Source organism: Sphingobium quisquiliarum P25, from assembly GCF_000445065.1.
Lineage (GTDB): Bacteria > Pseudomonadota > Alphaproteobacteria > Sphingomonadales > Sphingomonadaceae > Sphingobium > Sphingobium quisquiliarum.
On sequence record NZ_ATHO01000022.1, the window covers coordinates 1 to 15,568 of the forward strand.

The following is a 15,568-nucleotide window of genomic DNA, read 5'->3' on the forward strand; positions in this document are numbered from 1 at the left end:
TAGGCGGCACGGCCGGGCTGGTGCTGGCGGCGCGCCTTCGCGCGGTGCGCGCCGGAAGGGACTTGCCGAGGCGCGGCGGCCTCCCTAACCCTTGAGATGGGCGGGAAAAAGGTCCCGGAAATAGCTGTGGGGTAGGGCGATAGATGAAGAAACTCGGTCTGATCGGTGGTCTTAGCTGGACGTCCACCGCGCGCTATTATCAGATCATCAATCAGGCAGTCTATCGCGCCAAGGGCGGGCAGCACAGCGCGCCGCTGATCATCGAAAGCCTGGACTTCGCCGATATCGGCCGCTCGACGACCGACGAGGAATGGGCCTATGCGGCCGAGGTGCTGACCGCGTCCGCCCGGCGTCTGGAGCAGGCCGGGGCCGCCGCGCTGCTGATCTGCGCCAACAGCATGCATCGCGTCTATGACGATGTGCAGCGCGGCGTCGATATTCCCATCATCAACATCGCCGATGTGGTGGGCCGCAAGATGCAGGCCGACGGCATCACGAAGGCGGCGCTGGTCGGCACGCGCAACGTCATGACCGAGGATTTCTATCGCGAACGGCTGGTGGCCCACGGCATATCGCTGCTGCCGCCCGATCTGGAACTGGCGGAGCGGATCGACCGCATCGTCTATGAGGAACTGACGCTGGGCAAGGTGAGCCGCGATTCGGAACGCTATATGCGATCGGAACTGACCGACATCGCGAAGGAAGATGTGCAGGCGGCGATCCTGGCCTGCACCGAACTGGAAATGATCGTCGACGTGCGCGCCAATGTGCTGCCCATCTATGACGGCACCGCCATCCATGCGCGCGCGGGGGCGGATTTCATATTGGGTGAGTAGGCGTTCGGATGAGGCCTTGGCAAAGCGCGCCAAGGCTGATCCGTGCCCCAACTCTCCCTAGAAAGCCTTGCTGATCGAGCAGGCGGCCGGACCCAGGATGACGACGAACAGCGTCGGCAGGATGAAGAGGATCAGCGGGACGGTCATGATCGCGGGGAGGCGGGCGGCTTTTTCTTCCGCGCGCATCATACGCTCATGCCGGAATTCCGCCGACAGCACGCGGAGCGCCGAGGCCAGCGGCGTGCCGTATTTTTCCGTCTGGATCATGGTCGTGACCACGCCCTTGATCGCGTCGAGCTTCACGCGAGTCGCAAGATTTTCGAACGCCATCCGCCGCTCGGTAAGGAAGGACAGCTCGATCGCGGTAAGCTGGAACTCGTCGCCAAGCTCTGGATAGGCCTTGCCCAGTTCGCGGGCCACGCGGCTGAATGCAGCATCGACGGTCAAGCCCGCTTCGGCGCAGATCACCAGCAGGTCGAGCGCGTCGGGAATGCCCTTGCGGATCGCGGCGGAGCGCTTCTGGATCTTGTTGTTGATGAACAGGTCGGGCGCCTTGTAGGATAGCAGCAGCGCCACCGCGAAGGCCATGAACCGCTTGCCGCCGCCCCAATCGGGAAATGCGCCAAGGCCGTAGAGCATCAGCGCTGCCGTTCCGCCGATGACGATGGGCAGCACCATGCGGCCGAAAATGACCGCGACGGCCCAGTCCTTGGAGCGGATGCCGGCCTGGCCGAGGCGGATCTGCGCTTCCTTCAACTGGTCGTCCTGAAGCACCTTCAGGCTGGACAGGAAGGACCGCATCTGGTCGGTCGCCTGGTTTTTCTTGACCAGCTTCGCGCGGCGGCGGGCGGTCGAGGCGGTGATGCCCGCTTTTAGCTGTTCGCGACGTTCGTTGAGCGCCTTGACGCGCTTGGCCATCGGATCGCGCGCCGTCATGACGGCGTAGAGCGCGAACAGGGTGGCCAGCGTCGCCAGCGCGGCGAGCAAAGTGCCGAAGTCGGCGGCGGTCATGCCGAACAGCGTGCCGCCGGGGACAGGAGCGGATTCCATGTCTATCTCCTTCCCATCAGATTTCGAAGTTGATCATCTGCGCCATGATGAAGGCGCCGATAGCCATCCAGCACATGCCGCCGATACCGATCAGCTGCATCAGCGAAAGGCCGAACAGACCCGCCGGATCGGGCGTGTAGAAGGGCGACATATAGTCATAGTTGATGTAGCTGATCAGGCCGAAGACCAGGAACGGCAGCACGCCGATGATATAGGCCGACGCCTTCGATTCCGACGACATGGCGCGGATTTTCAGTTTCATCTGCGACCGCTGGCGCAGCACCGTGGCAAGGTTCGCCAGCGTTTCGGCGAGGTTGCCGCCGGTTTCACGCTGGATCGTCAGGCTGATGACGAAAAACTGGAATTCCGGCGTGTCGAGGCGGTCTGCGGTTTCCTGCATCGCCTGATCCATCGACTTGCCGATCTTGATGCGTTCGGTGATCAGCTTGAATTCCTCGCCCACGGGGCCGGGAATTTCCGATGCGATGACGCCCAGTGTTTCGGCGATCGGCAGGCCGGAGCGCAGGCCGCGCGTCATGAGTTCAAGCGCGTCGGGAAACTTGGCCGTGAACTTCTGCACCCGCTTGGCGATCAGGCGGCCGACCCACATATGCGGCACGCCAAGGCCCACCGCCAGGCTGATCATGACCGCCAGCAGCGGCGGATATTCCCGGATGAACATGATGGCGCACAGCGTCAGGGCCAGCCCGGCGCAGGTCAGCATATAGTTGTTGAGCGTCCACTTCTTGCCCGTCGCCCTCAGACGCTTGGTCAGGTTTTCGGGGTTGGGCACCAGCGACGTCAGCATCTTCAATTCGGTGCCGGTATCACGATTGGAGATTGCCTTGCGCATGCGCGCTTCCAGTATCGCCTCGTGCGAGCCGCTGTGGCGCGCGCGGATAAGGCCCACGCGCCGCCTGGTCGCCTTCGATGCTGAGGGGCCCGAAATGGCCATGGCGGCCATCCCCAACAGGGTCATCAGCAGCACCATGAGCAGGAGGAAATTGCCGTCCATATGATCGCCCGTTCCGTGATGGATGTGCGCTTAGTTCTGCGCTGCTGCTGCCTTGTCCTTGCGGCGCGCGGGAATGCGCGACTTGATGTCCGCGATCTTGCCCAGCAGGGAATCGCCTTTCTTCTTCTTCGGCGCGCCTTCGCCTTCATTTTCTTCCGCAGCGCCGATCACGGCGTCGAGCAGGGCGGTGCAGGCTGCGCCGACCTTGTTGCCTTTGGCGGTTTCGGCCAGCGTCTTCCCGAGCTTGGCCGACTGAGCGGCGACGCGCAGGTCGAACGGGATCAATATGTCGACCTTGCGCTCGATCGAGGCTTCGAAGTCCTTGCGGCTGATTTCCGGCACGCCGGGATGGACCCGGTTGGCGACCACCAGCACGCGCGACTGCGGCGCGTTGCTCTTGAGCCAGGACAGGATGCGAATGGAATCGCGCGCCGCCGCCAGCGTCAGTTCGGTGACGACCACCGTCACATTGACGTCGCTCATCAGATGCGGATGCTGGATCAGCATGTTGCGCGGCAGGTCGATGACGCTGTATTCGAAGGCCAGGCGGAATTCTTCCAGCAACTGGTAGAAAGCGCCGCCATCGGTCATCATCGGCTGGTTGATCGGCGCTTCGGCCGACAGGATCGCCAGCGTTTCGCTCGCCCGCACCGTCGCGCGTTCGATGAACAGGCCGTCGATGCGGCTGGGGTTTTCGATCGCGTCGGTCAGGCCGCGGCCCGGCTCCAGGTCCATGGCGAGCGCAGCGGTGCCGAAATGAACATCGAGGTCGAGCAGCGCGGTCGGCCGCTTCTGCCGGGTGCTGAGCAGCCAGGCGAGCGAGGTCGCGATGCTGGATGCGCCGACGCCCCCGCGCGTGCCGATGACGGCGGTGGTGATGTGGGCATGTTCAGGCGCTGCGTCGCGCGGTGCGAAGAACACCGCCTGCGCCTGCGCCAGCGCATCGCGCAACTGGTCCGCGCCAAAGGGCTTCAACAAATAATCCTGAATGCCGCTGGCAAGCAGGTCGCGATAGAGGCGGACATCATTGACCTGCCCGGCGGCGATCACCACCGTGCCGGGTTCGCACACTTCGGCAAGGCTGTTGATGTCGTTCAGCGGATCGCCGCTTTCCGACATGTCGACGAACAGAATCTGCGGGCTGGCGCTGACGGACAGGCTCTGCACCGCATTGCGCATCCCGCCCTTGTTCACCTTTTCCGTGGGCCATCCCATTTCGGCGGCGATGGCCGAAAGCAGGTCGTGGCTGTGATCGTCGCAGACGAAGGCGTGGAAAGGATCACGCTGGCCGGCCATTCCGGGTTTCCAGGGCGCGTTCATCTCAATTGCCTCCATTTTGGGATTTAAGATCGCCAGACCCTGTCGGCGCCTTTTCGCGATAGGTGGAAATCGCGCGGTTCGACGTCGCCGTGCGCAGGTCGCTGTCGGTGCTCTGGCCACGGACCAGATCTTCCGGGTCTGCGATCATCGCGGCCAGATTGCCGTTCACGCCGCAGCCGAAATTGGCCGATGTGCCCATCTGCGTGGTGGATTCAGCCTTGTCCGACCAGTCGGGGCAGCCGGGAACGCTGGCGCTGGCGCGGCGCACGATCAGGCGGACGCTGCCGTCAGGCGCATGCCCGGCGGTCGCGGAGCTGTCCTCGCCGATCAGCATGCCGCGGCGTGCGAGGACGCCCGCAATGCCTTCGCGCAGCGAGGGGCTATAATAAGCGCCGTCTGTGACCAGCGAAACCTTGTCGCCATAGCCAAGGCCGATGGAGGCGAACCAATCTTGCAGGCGGACCGCCTCCGCCGTGGTCAGGCCGCCGTCAGGCGCGGCCTGCACGTCATAGGTGAAGCTGGTATAGCTGACGACCGGCTGGTGCACCGATTGCATGCCGCGATTGTCGAGTTCGCAGGCGGCGAGCGGCAGCGCCAGAAGCGCAAGGGCGCCAAGGCGGAGCAACGTCCGGGACGCCGGGATGGTGCGGGACATCATGATCATGTCTTTCGTCCTTCGGATCAGAAGCTGAAGCCGGGAGCGGCGCTGGACTTGGCCTGCCGCTTGCCTTCATTCCGCGCGGTGGCGGCGGGTGCGGAGGCGGATGCCTGCGGGCCGGGCGGCGGGACCTGTTCGCCCGGACCACGGCTGGGCATCGGGTCGCGCGCGCCGCTGACGCCGTCATGGCCCTGTTGCAGGAACAGACCCTGACCCTGATTGGCGTTGCGGAAGCCATCGGTCGGCAGGCGCACGTCCGAAGCGTTGATCGGCTTCACCAGATAGGGCGTGACGACGATCACCAGTTCGGTTTCGTTGCGCTGGAAGGCACGCGACTTGAACAGGCTGCCCAGGATCGGGATATTGCCCAGGCCCGGAACCTTGTTGATCGAATTGCCGGTGTCGTTGTTGAGCAGGCCAGCGATCATGAAGGCCTGGCCCGACCCCAGTTCGACCGTGGTTTCAGCCGTGCGGGTCTTGAGCGCAGGCACGTTGAGGTCGACCGAGAAGTCGAGGCTCGACACGGTGGGACGGACGCGCAGCGAGATGCGGCCATCGGCCAGCACCGTAGGCGTGAAGGCAAGCTGCACGCCATATTGCTTCCATTCCAGGCTGTTGCCCTGTGTGCCGTTGCTGACCGTATAGGGGAACTCGCCACCGGCCAGGAAGCTGGCGGTTTCGCCCGAAAGCGAGGTCAGGTTCGGCTGGGCGAGGGTGGTGGACAGGCCCGCTGATTCGGCGAGGTCGAGCGCTCCGGCGATGTCCATGCCCAGGATGCGCGCGATGCCGCCCAGGCTGTAGGCACCATCTGACGGATTGTTGAAGGTCCAGAAGCCGGGCGTACGGACAATGCCATCTTCGATGACTGGCCGTGTATAGTCCGCGAAGTTGCGTGTGCCACCGCCGATGTTGCCGACGACCTTGCCGCCACTGCCATCGATACTGGCAAAGTTCGTGCCGATCTTGTGCCCGATGTCGCGGCTGACTTCGGCGATCTTCACTTGCAGGTTGACCTGTAGCGGGGTGGCGGTGCGCAGGCGGCTGACGACCGTCACCTCCTTGCCGACGAAGGCTTGGGTCAGGCGCTCGGCTTCGGCCGCGTCTTCGGGCGCGCCGATCGTGCCGGTCAGAAGGACCATGCCGTTCATCTTGTTCACCGCGATGTCGGCATTGGGCATGGCGAGTTTCAGCATGTCATCGATGCTGGTCAGGTTGTTGCCCACCCGCACCGTGCCGGAAAACAGCACCTTGCCATTGGTGGCGGTGACGAACACGGTCGTCTCGCCCGGCTTCTTGGCGATGAGGTAGAGCTGGTTCTGCGCGCGGACATGGACGTCGACGACGTCCGGGTTGGCGATGACCACGTCGGACATCCTGGCGGTCAGGTTCACGACCCGGCTGCCCCCCACCGACATCAGGATCGCATTGTCCTGCATCGAGGCGGGGGCCGCGTTGAGCGCGGCGGTAGGCGTCGCGGCCATGGCGGCCGCCAGGCCCAGCGCGATCGCGGGGCCGATCAGCGGCTTGATCGCCGTCTTGCCCGCGTGAAGGTGGAAACGCTTCATCTTACTTCCCCCCGACCGGAACTTCGGTCACATTGGTGCCGCGAGCGATGCGGATGACCGGGCCGCTCGCGCCCGCCGGTGCGCCCCCCGTGGGCACGGCGGGAACGGAGCCGCCAGCCGTCTTGGCGGGCACGCTGCTGCGCTGGTAGCGGGACACGTCGGCGCCCGTGGAATAGGTGGTGCCACGGTCGATCGGACGCGCGGCCAGCTTTGCCATGATCTTCTTTTCCGCCTGCGGATTGGCGGCGTTGGACAGGTCCACATCGGCCCCGGCGATCGCGGCGTCCAGGTCGGACGGATTGTCCGCCAGCGACCGCAGCGACAGCGACAGCGACCCGATGGTCTGCGCCACGGCGATCTTCTCGGCAATCTTGGGCGTCACTTCCAGCGTGACGTTGGAATAGGTCTGGACCACCGGCTTGCCGTCTTCGCCCATCGCGTCCATGCGCTGGTCGGTGGCGAGCACGCGCAGGTTGCGCAGGATGGTTTCGGATACCTTTAGGGGATCGCCGTCGCCCCCGCCGCTGACGCTCTGCGTCAGGACCAGGTCGATGCGGTCGCCGGGAAAGACGAAGCCGGCGACGGAATTCTGCGCCGACACAGGCACCGTCACGGCGCGCATGCCCGGCCCCAGAGCCGCCGCCAGGAAGCCGCGCTCACCCGGCTTGATCACCGAACCCACCGTCATCGGCTGGCCAGCGGAAATGGCGGTGCGGATCACGCTGCCGATCAGCTTGGCGGGATCGGCCTGCCCCTGAATATAATAGGCCTGTTCGACCAGATCCTTGGGCCAGGGCTGGAAGCGGAAGCTTTCCGCGTTCAGGATGGTGCCCACCGGCAGCGCCTTGGTGGCGACCAGCACATGGGGTTGATTGGCTTCCACGGGCATGGCCGATGCACCCGCCTGGGGCGCGCCCGACGAACTCAGCATGTTGCGCGCTAGAAGGGCCGTCGTGACCGCTATGATAAGCGCTCCGGCAAGCAGAACGATTTTCTTGGCGTCCATGATGAAATTCGTCTCCCTCAATCAGGCGAGTTGCACCTGAGCCTTCATGATTACGCAAATTGGTTAAGATATCGTTCGCCAATCAGCCACAGAGCAGCCACGGATATTGCGACGCCATAAGGTATTTGGGGCTGGCCGAGCCGCCGGGTCATGCGATGGTGGACGACCGTCACGATCGTCACCACGCCGCCCAGCACCGCCATCACCATCAGCATCGACAGCAGCGCCTGCCACGGGAACCAGAGCGCCAGCGCGCCCAGCATCTTGACATCGCCGCCGCCCATGCAGCCCAAGGCGAACAGGGCCGCGAAAATGGCGAAGACGGCCACCGCCAGGGCAAGCTGCGCCGCCATGCCGGGCCAGAGCGGCAGGCCATTGGCCAGCCACCACAGCGGCGCCATGGCCGCGATGGAAAGGTTCAGCCGGTTGGAGATGATCCGCGAGCGCAGATCCGTCACGGACGCGCCGACCAGCAGCAGCCCCAGGGCGCACAGCAGCGCCAGCCTGAAATATTCCCCCGTCATGACTCTAACCCTCTAGACCGCATGGCTTACCAAACCGTAACCATGCGCCCAATGGATTCGCCTGTGTTCGCTCCCCCGGCCTTTGACCGCCGCGCCTGGCCGATGAACGGGCGGCTGGACTATTGGACCGCGCCCGGCGGATGGCCGCTGCGCCGCTACCGGCTGGGGGATGGCGCGCGCGGCCGCATGCTGGTGCTTGGCGGGCGCGGCGACATGATCGAGAAATATCTCGAAGTGATCCACCATTGGTCCGAACGGGGGTGGGCGGTCACGGCCTTCGACTGGCGGGGGCAGGGGGGATCGGGGCGGCTGACCGATGATCCGCTCTGCGGCCATATCGAGAATTTCGGCCAATGGATCGCCGATCTGGAAGCCTTCGCGGCGGAATGGCGCGGCGAGGGCGAAGGTCCTGCCGTCATCGTCGCCCACAGCATGGGCGGCCATCTGCTGCTGCGCGCGCTGGCCGAAGGGATGCCGCCGCCCGATGCGGCGGCAACGGTTGCGCCGATGATGGGGGTGCATGCGGGCCTGCTGCCCATGGGACTGGCGCGGCTGATCGCCAGGGGCATGTGCGCGATGGGCCATGCGTCGCGGCAGGCATGGACGCAGAAGGAAGAATCCGGCTGGCAGCGCGCGGCGCGGCAGAAGCGGCTGACCCACGACCCGGACCGCTATGCCGACGAACTATGGTGGCGCGAACATAGCCGGGACATAGCGCTGGGCCCGCCAAGCTGGCGGTGGGTGGCCGAAGCGCTGGAATCGACGCGGGCGCTGGAGCGCGGCGACGGGCTGGAGCGGATCGCCATGCCCTTGCTGATATTGGCGGCGCGACATGACCGGCTGGTGTCCACCCCCGCGATCCGGCGGGTGGCGCGGCGCATTCCGGGCGCGCGGCTGCATGTCTATGGGCGCGACGCCGCGCATGAGATATTGCGCGAGCGCGACCATGTGCGGCTGGACGCGCTGCGCCGGATCGACGAATTTTTCGACGAAGCCGCGCCTGCATGAGCCGTTTCGATTTCGTCGTCATCGGCGCTGGCATCGCCGGGGCCAGCCTGGGCGCGGAGCTGGCGGGGCGTGGCTCCGTCCTGATCCTGGAGCAGGAGGAAAGCGCGGGCTATCACGCCACCGGGCGGTCGGTCGCCTTCTGGGAAGAAACCTATGGCGGCAAGGTCGTGCAGCCGCTGACCACCGCGTCGGGGCCGATGCTGCGCTTTCCCGCGCCGGATTTCGCCCCCGCGCCGTTCCTGTCGCCGCGCCGGACGCTCTATGTCGGGCGCGCTGGCGAGGCAGCCGCGCGCGACCGGCTGATGGCCGATTTTGCGGGCAGGGTCGACTTGCGCCCGGTAGACCCGGCGGCGCTGGTGCCAGGACTGCGGCCCGAATGGACGGTCGGCCTGCTGGAACCCGACGTGTGCGACATCGACGTGGCGGCGCTGCACCAGGCCTATCTGCGCCGTTTCCGGCAGTCGGGCGGTGAACTGCGGATGGGCGCGGGGCTTCTGAGCGCCGCGAGCGATGGCGGCGGATGGCGGATCGTCACGGCGCAGGGCGCGGTCGAATGCGGCCTGCTGGTCAATGCGGCGGGGGCCTGGGCGGATCATGCCGCGCGGCTTTGCGGCGTCGCGCCGGTCGGCATCACGCCGCTGCGCCGCACTGTGGTGCAGTTGCGCGTGCCGTCGCTGCCTTCGCCGGACCTTCCGCTGGTCATGGACCTGGGATCGCAATTCTACTTCAAGCCGGAGGGGCAGGACCGCATCTGGCTGACCCCGCATGACGAGGAGCCGTCGCCCCCATGCGACGCCGCGCCGGAGGAGATGGCGGTGGCGCAGGCGATCGCCCGGTTCCAGCAAGTGGTGGACTGGCCCATCGCCGCGGTCGAGCGCAAATGGGCGGGGCTGCGCAGCTTCGCGCCCGATCGCGCGCCGGTCTATGGCTTCGATCCCGGTCAGCCGGACTTTTTCTGGTTCGCGGGGCAGGGCGGCTTCGGCATCCAGACCGCGCCTGCGGCGGCTTTGCTGGCGGCCAGCCTGCTGACGGGGGATTCTCCGCCTTCCTCGATCGCGGCGCTGGACCCGGCGCCTTACGATCCGGCGCGGTTTCGGGGGTAGTGGCTTCGCGCCGCCGTTCGATTGATTATTGGATGAGAACAAGCCCTAGGCGCGGAAACTCTCCGCCGCGGCGCAGGCGAGCTGGTCGGCGCGCTCATTTTCGGGATGTCCGGCGTGACCCTTGACCCATTGCCATGTCACCTTGTGGCGCGACTGGGCGGCGACCAGCGCCTGCCATAGCTCGCCATTCTTCACCGGCTTCCTGTCCGCCGTTCGCCAGCCATTCTTCTGCCAGCCGAAGACCCATTTGGTGATGCCGTCCATCACATATTTGCTGTCGGTATAGAGCGTCACGGCGCAGGGCTTCTTGAGCGTATTGAGCGCCTCGATCGCCGCCGTCATTTCCATGCGGTTGTTGGTGGTCTGCGCCTCTCCGCCGGAAATCTCCTTTTCCGTGGCGCCGAAGCGCAGCACGGCGCCCCAGCCGCCGGGGCCGGGATTGCCCTTGCACGCGCCATCGGTGAAGATTTCGACCTGGGGCAGGGGCGTGCTCACGCGTCCAGCAACCGCGCCGCGTCCGCCCCCGCATAGAAGTCCAGCCTCCGCAGATAGGCGAGCGGGTCCTTGCGCGTCACCAGCGCGTCCGGGGGCGTGTTGATCCAGTCATAGGCGCGGGTCAGCAGGAAACGCAGCGCCGCGCCCCGGCACAGCACCGGAAATGCCGCGCGTTCCTCCGCCGAAAGTCCATGCGCTTCCTCATAGCCAGCGACCAGCGCCCGCCCGCGATCGCCATGCCACACCGACCCATCATTGCTGAAGCACCATGCGCTGTGCGTGACGGCCAGGTCGTAGGCGCGGATGTCGGTGCAACTGAAATAAAAGTCGATGAGGCCCGTCACCTCGTCCCCCAGCATCAGCACATTGTCGGGAAACAGGTCGGCATGGATGACGGCGCGGGGCAGACCGGCGGGCCAGTGCGCATCCAGATAGGCGAGTTCGTCCGACACGCGCTGGTGCAGGCCGGGCGCGATCTCGTCGAAATGCGCGCCGCATTTGCGGGCCAGGTCATGCCAGGCGGGCAGGTCGAGCGCATTGCGGCGCTCGCCCGCAAAACCCTGCGCGCACCTGTGCAACTGCCCCAGCGCAGCGCCCGCTGCGCGGGCCTGCCCGGCGGTGGGCTCCGTCACCGAAATGCCGGTCAGGAACTCGATGAGGCAGGCCGGACGGCCGCTCAGTTGCTGGAGCCGCCTGCCCTCCCGGTCGGCGATGAAGCGGGGCACCAGGCAGCCGCGATCGCCCAGATGGTCGAGCAGGTCCATGAAGAAGGGCAGGTCGGCCTCATCCACCCGCTTTTCATACAGGGTCAGGATATAGCGGTGGCCATTGCCGTCCGCGCCGGTGGTTTCGAGCAGGTAATTGCTGTTTTCCACCCCTTCGGCAATGCCCTTGGCCGACACCAGACGGCCTGCATCATAGCGGGTGAGGAAGGCGTCGATCTCCTCCGCCGGGACATGGGTATAGACGGCCATGCGCTATGCCGTCTCCAGCCCGCGAGGCAGCTTGAAGGCGATCGTCTCGCGTGCGGTTTCCACCTGCTCCTCCCTCACGTCGAACCGCTCCGCCAGCCGGTCCACCACTTCGCGCACCAGCACTTCGGGCGCGGAGGCTCCGGCAGTGAGGCCCAGCGTCGTCACATTTCCAAGCCAAGCGAAATCAATGTCGTCCGCGCGCTGGATCAGGCGCGCGGGCGTCCCCTCCCGCTCGGCCACCTCGACCAGGCGCAGCGAGTTGGAGCTGTTGGGCGCGCCGATCACATAGACAGCCTCGCAGGAGGATGCGATCGCCTTCACCGCCGCCTGCCGGTTGGAGGTGGCGTAGCAGATATCCTCCCCCTTGGGCGCGTGGATGGCGGGAAAGCGGCGCTGGAGCGTCGCCACGATCGCCGCCGTATCGTCCACCGAAAGCGTCGTCTGCGTCAGGAAGGCGAGATTGCCGGGATCGGCGGGGGTGAAGGCTTCGGCATCCTCCACCGTTTCGATCAGGGTCATGTTCCCGGCGTCCACCTGCCCGAAGGTGCCCACCACTTCGGGATGGCCGCGATGGCCGATGAACAGGATGTGGCGGCCTGCCTCCACCTGACGTTCGGCCTGGCGATGCACCTTGCTGACCAGCGGGCAGGTGGCGTCCAGATAGTCAAGGCCGCGTTCCTCCGCCTTGGCGGGCACCGCCTTGGGCACGCCATGGGCGGAAAAGACCACCGGCACGCCATCGGGCACCTGATCCAGTTCCTCCACGAAGATCGCGCCCTTCGCCTTCAGATTGTCGACCACATATTTGTTGTGGACGATTTCGTGCCGGACATAGACGGGCGCGCCATATTTCTCGATCGCCCTTTCGACGATGACGATGGCGCGGTCCACGCCCGCGCAAAAGCCGCGCGGCGCGGCGATGAGCAGCTTCAGGAGCGGGCGGCCGGAGGACGAATGGGCGGTCATGCCTGCCGCTTAGGCCAATGTCGCGCCGGAAGGAAGGGGGAGAGGCGCGGGGGCGGCCGCCCTCTTCCTTTCGGTTGCACGCCGCGCGGGGTGCGGATAAGAAGCCCCACGCCTTTTCCCCCAAGGATTGACCTGTGACCCTTTCTCGAATTGCGATGACCGGAATGCTGGCCCTGGCTCTTGCGGGCTGTTCGCAAAGGGGGGAAATCGATCCTACCGGCGGCGTCGTGGCGGTCCGTTCGGCCTGCCCGGTTGCGGCCATCCCGGCCCAGACCGGCGATATCACCCTGTTCAGCGCGCCCGGCCGCACCGATGCGGCGGCGATCGATGTGGTGGCGAACATCACCGATCTGCGGTCGACCTGTTCGGAAGGCGAGCAATTCTATAGCGAGGCGACCTTCACCGTGAACGCCCGCCGCAGCGACGCCAGCACCGCGCGTCAGGTGACGCTGCCCTATTTTGCCGCCGTGGTCCGGGGCGGCAACGCCGTCGTGGCGAAGCGCATCGGCCAGGTGGTGCTGGATTTCCCCGCCGGTCAATATCGCGCCAGCGCCACCGCCAAGGCCGGGTCCTATGTGGACAAGGCCGCCGCCACGCTGCCAGCCGACATTCAGCGCAAGATCACGCAGAAGCGCAAGGCGGGCGACGAGGATGCGGCGATCGACCCCTTCGCCCAGCCGGACGTCCGCGCGGCGCTACAGCGAACCAGCTTCGAGCTGCTCGTGGGTTTCAACCTGACCCAGGACCAGCTCCGGTATAACGCTACCCGCTAGGAGCCCGCCCGCTTAAATCCAATGCCGTTCGTGCTGAGCAGGGGCTGAGCGAAGTCGAAGCCCCGTATCGAAGCATGGGTGCGTAGCAGTCCTTCGATACGCCAATTCGACAGGCTCAAATGGCTGCTCAGGACGAACGGTTATCTCAGGACCGTTTGCCCATGTCCCTTTACATTCGTTTCACCGCCCATCTGAACGCCGTCCTGGACGCGCTGGAGGCTGACGGCACGCTGCCCGCAGGGCTCAACCGCAAGGCCGTGACCGTCGAGCCGCCGCGCGATGCGAGCCATGGCGACCTTGCCACCAACGCGGCGATGGTGCTGGCGAAACCGGCGGGCGCCAATCCCCGCGCGCTGGCGGAAAGGATCGCTGCGGGCCTGCGGGAACTGGATGAGGTGGAAAGCGCGGCGATCGCCGGTCCGGGCTTCATCAACCTGACGCTGACCGACGCCACATGGCGCGCGGAACTGGCGGCCATCCATGCCGAAGGGGGGGATTATGGCCGCTCGCAGGCGGGGGAGGGCGTGACCGTCAACGTCGAATATGTCTCCGCCAATCCCACCGGCCCCATGCATATGGGCCATTGCCGGGGCGCGGTGGTCGGGGACGCGCTCGCGACGCTGCTGGAATATGCCGGGCACAAGGTCATCCGCGAATATTATATCAACGATGCGGGCGGCCAGGTGGACGTGCTCGCCCGTTCGGCCCATGTCCGCTATCGCGAAGCGCTGGGCGAGGATGTGGGCGAGATCCCCGAAGGGCTCTATCCGGGGGATTATCTGGTCCCGGTGGGGCAGGCGCTCGCCGCCGACTATGGCGACGCCTATGTGACCGCGCCCGAAAGCGAATGGCTGGTCCTGTTCCGCACGCGCGCGGTCGCGGCGATGATGGAGATGATCCGCAGCGACCTGGCGCTGCTGGGCATCCATCATGACGTCTTTTCGTCCGAAGCCGAATTGCAGGCGGCCGGTAAGCCGGAGGCCGCCGAACGGTGGCTGCGCGATCATGACCTGGTCTATGACGGCGTGCTGGAAGCGCCCAAGGGCGAAACGCCCGAAGATTGGGAGCCGGTGGAGCTTCCCCTGTTCCGGTCGACCCGCTTCGGCGACGATCAGGACCGGCCGATCAGGAAGTCGAACGGCGCCTGGACCTATTTCGGCGCTGACATGGCCTATCATTTCCAGAAGGCGCAGACCGCCGACCAGTTGATCGACATCTGGGGCGCGGATCATGCCGGGACGGTCAAGCGCATCCAGGCCGCCGTCGCCGCGCTGACCGAAGGCAAGGCGCGGTTCGACGTCAAGCTGATCCAGATGGTCCGCCTGCTGCGCGATGGCGAGCCGGTGAAGATGTCCAAGCGCGCGGGCAATTTCGTGACGCTGGCCGACGTGGTGCGCGAAGTGGGCAAGGATGTGGTCCGCTTCACCATGCTGACGCGCAAGGCCGATGCGCAGATGGACTTCGATTTCGCCAAGGTGGTGGAAGCGTCGAAGGACAATCCGGTCTTCTACGTCCAATATGCGCATGCCCGCATATCCTCGCTGGGGCGGCGCGCGGAGGAGGCCGGATTGGACCTTCCCGCGCCCGACCTGTCCCGCCTTGGGACGCAGGAATTGGGCCTGGTGAAGCTCGCGGCGCAGTTTCCCCGCGTGGTCGAAGGCGCGGCGTCGGCACGGGAACCACACCGTATTGCCTTTTATCTCAATGACTTGGCTTCTGAATTCCATGGCTGGTGGAATGCGGGCAATGACGATCCCGCCGCGCGCGTCATCCAGATGGACGATCCTGCTACCACATCCGCGCGCCTTTTCTTGAGCCGCGGAATCGGGCAGATCATCCGCAACGGCCTTGCCCTGATGGGCGTGGCCGCCTTGACGGAAATGCAATAGGCCAGGCGGAGGCAAGGACAAGATGGGCGACTATGCGCGGGGGCGGCTCGATCTCGACGACGAGGAGCGTCTGCCCTGGCTCGAGCCCGCCATTGAAGAGGAAGATGAAGGCGGCCTGTCGCCGCTGCGGCTGCTGGGCTTCATCCTGTGCGGCCTGCTGCTGATCGGCGTGGCCGTCGCTGGCGTGTGGCTGGTGAAGAATCGGGGCGGGGACGCGGGCGGCGAAGGAAAGCTGATCGCCGCGCCCGCCGGGGATTACAAGGTGCCCGCGCGGGAAGCCGACGCCCGGAAGTTCGAGGGTGAGGGCGACGCCAGCTTCGCCGCGAGCGAGGGCGTGGCGCGGGACGGGCGCATCGATCCCAGCCGGGTGCCCGAAGCGCCGATCA

15 protein-coding genes and 1 pseudogene are annotated in these 15,568 nt (G+C 66.0%); 6 read left to right on the top strand and 10 right to left on the bottom strand.

Annotation, left to right across the window (positions count from 1 at the left end):
- Window positions 1-143 precede the first annotated feature (143 nt).
- Window positions 144-836 carry an aspartate/glutamate racemase family protein gene (locus L288_RS25225; protein ID WP_021236914.1) on the top strand — a complete coding sequence of 231 codons (693 nt, stop codon included), beginning with the start codon at window positions 144-146 and terminating at the stop codon, window positions 834-836.
- Between the two features lie 57 nt (window positions 837-893).
- Here L288_RS25225 and L288_RS25230 read toward each other — a convergent pair whose 3' ends face one another.
- Genes L288_RS25230 through L288_RS25260 form a run of 7 tightly spaced genes read right to left on the bottom strand, consistent with a single transcriptional unit; the run spans window position 894 to window position 7,974 of the window.
- Entirely contained in the window at window positions 894-1,886 is a 993-nt protein-coding gene (locus tag L288_RS25230; protein WP_021236915.1) for a type II secretion system F family protein, read from the bottom strand.
- Window positions 1,887-1,902: 16 nt separating this feature from the next.
- A complete protein-coding gene (locus L288_RS25235) occupies window positions 1,903-2,901 on the bottom strand; it encodes a type II secretion system F family protein (protein ID WP_021236916.1) in 999 nt (332 codons plus the stop codon).
- A 30-nt stretch (window positions 2,902-2,931) separates the two neighbouring features.
- Entirely contained in the window at window positions 2,932-4,221 is a 1,290-nt protein-coding gene (locus L288_RS25240; RefSeq protein ID WP_031303870.1) for a pilus assembly protein CpaE, read from the bottom strand.
- A gap of 1 nt (window position 4,222) precedes the next feature.
- Complete coding sequence (locus L288_RS25245; RefSeq protein ID WP_021236918.1) at window positions 4,223-4,885, bottom strand: CpaD family pilus assembly protein; 663 nt, start codon at window positions 4,883-4,885, stop codon at window positions 4,223-4,225.
- A gap of 17 nt (window positions 4,886-4,902) precedes the next feature.
- Complete coding sequence (locus tag L288_RS25250) at window positions 4,903-6,444, bottom strand: type II and III secretion system protein family protein (RefSeq protein ID WP_021236919.1); 1,542 nt, start codon at window positions 6,442-6,444, stop codon at window positions 4,903-4,905.
- A gap of 1 nt (window position 6,445) precedes the next feature.
- Complete coding sequence (gene cpaB / locus L288_RS25255; RefSeq protein ID WP_031303873.1) at window positions 6,446-7,450, bottom strand: Flp pilus assembly protein CpaB; 1,005 nt, start codon at window positions 7,448-7,450, stop codon at window positions 6,446-6,448.
- 50 nt (window positions 7,451-7,500) lie between these two features.
- Window positions 7,501-7,974, bottom strand: a complete 474-nt coding sequence (locus L288_RS25260; RefSeq protein ID WP_021236921.1) for an A24 family peptidase — start codon at window positions 7,972-7,974, stop codon at window positions 7,501-7,503.
- A 42-nt stretch (window positions 7,975-8,016) separates the two neighbouring features.
- Here L288_RS25260 and L288_RS25265 point away from each other — a divergent pair, with 42 nt between their 5' ends.
- Both L288_RS25265 and L288_RS25270 read left to right on the top strand, forming a co-directional pair.
- Window positions 8,017-8,982, top strand: a complete 966-nt coding sequence (locus L288_RS25265) for an alpha/beta fold hydrolase (RefSeq protein WP_031303875.1) — start codon at window positions 8,017-8,019, stop codon at window positions 8,980-8,982.
- A complete protein-coding gene (locus tag L288_RS25270; protein ID WP_021236923.1) occupies window positions 8,979-10,085 on the top strand; it encodes an NAD(P)/FAD-dependent oxidoreductase in 1,107 nt (368 codons plus the stop codon). The genes L288_RS25265 and L288_RS25270 overlap by 4 nt, the downstream gene beginning before the upstream one ends.
- A gap of 45 nt (window positions 10,086-10,130) precedes the next feature.
- Here the strand turns inward: L288_RS25270 and rnhA are convergent, their stop codons facing one another.
- The 3 genes from rnhA to ispH are packed head-to-tail and all read right to left on the bottom strand — an operon-like array spanning window position 10,131 to window position 12,520.
- Window positions 10,131-10,580, bottom strand: coding sequence for a ribonuclease HI (gene rnhA, locus L288_RS25275; RefSeq protein WP_021236924.1), 450 nt, complete (start codon window positions 10,578-10,580; stop codon window positions 10,131-10,133).
- Window positions 10,577-11,554: a homoserine kinase gene (thrB, locus tag L288_RS25280; RefSeq protein WP_021236925.1), complete on the bottom strand. Its 978-nt coding sequence runs from the start codon at window positions 11,552-11,554 to the stop codon at window positions 10,577-10,579. The genes rnhA and thrB overlap by 4 nt, the downstream gene beginning before the upstream one ends.
- A 3-nt stretch (window positions 11,555-11,557) precedes the next feature.
- Window positions 11,558-12,520 (bottom strand): 4-hydroxy-3-methylbut-2-enyl diphosphate reductase, encoded by a 963-nt coding sequence (gene ispH, locus L288_RS25285; protein ID WP_021236926.1) that lies wholly within the window; start codon window positions 12,518-12,520, stop codon window positions 11,558-11,560.
- A gap of 164 nt (window positions 12,521-12,684) precedes the next feature.
- Between ispH and L288_RS25290 the strand changes: the two genes are divergently transcribed.
- The 3 genes and pseudogenes from L288_RS25290 to L288_RS25300 form a co-directional block, all read left to right on the top strand.
- Window positions 12,685-13,293, top strand: coding sequence for a hypothetical protein (locus L288_RS25290; protein ID WP_030539667.1), 609 nt, complete (start codon window positions 12,685-12,687; stop codon window positions 13,291-13,293).
- Between the two features lie 161 nt (window positions 13,294-13,454).
- On the top strand, window positions 13,455-15,182 hold the full coding sequence (gene argS / locus L288_RS25295; RefSeq protein WP_021236928.1) for an arginine--tRNA ligase: 1,728 nt from the start codon (window positions 13,455-13,457) through the stop codon (window positions 15,180-15,182).
- A gap of 22 nt (window positions 15,183-15,204) precedes the next feature.
- Window positions 15,205-15,568: pseudogene (locus L288_RS25300) on the top strand (SPOR domain-containing protein); the annotation flags it as partial.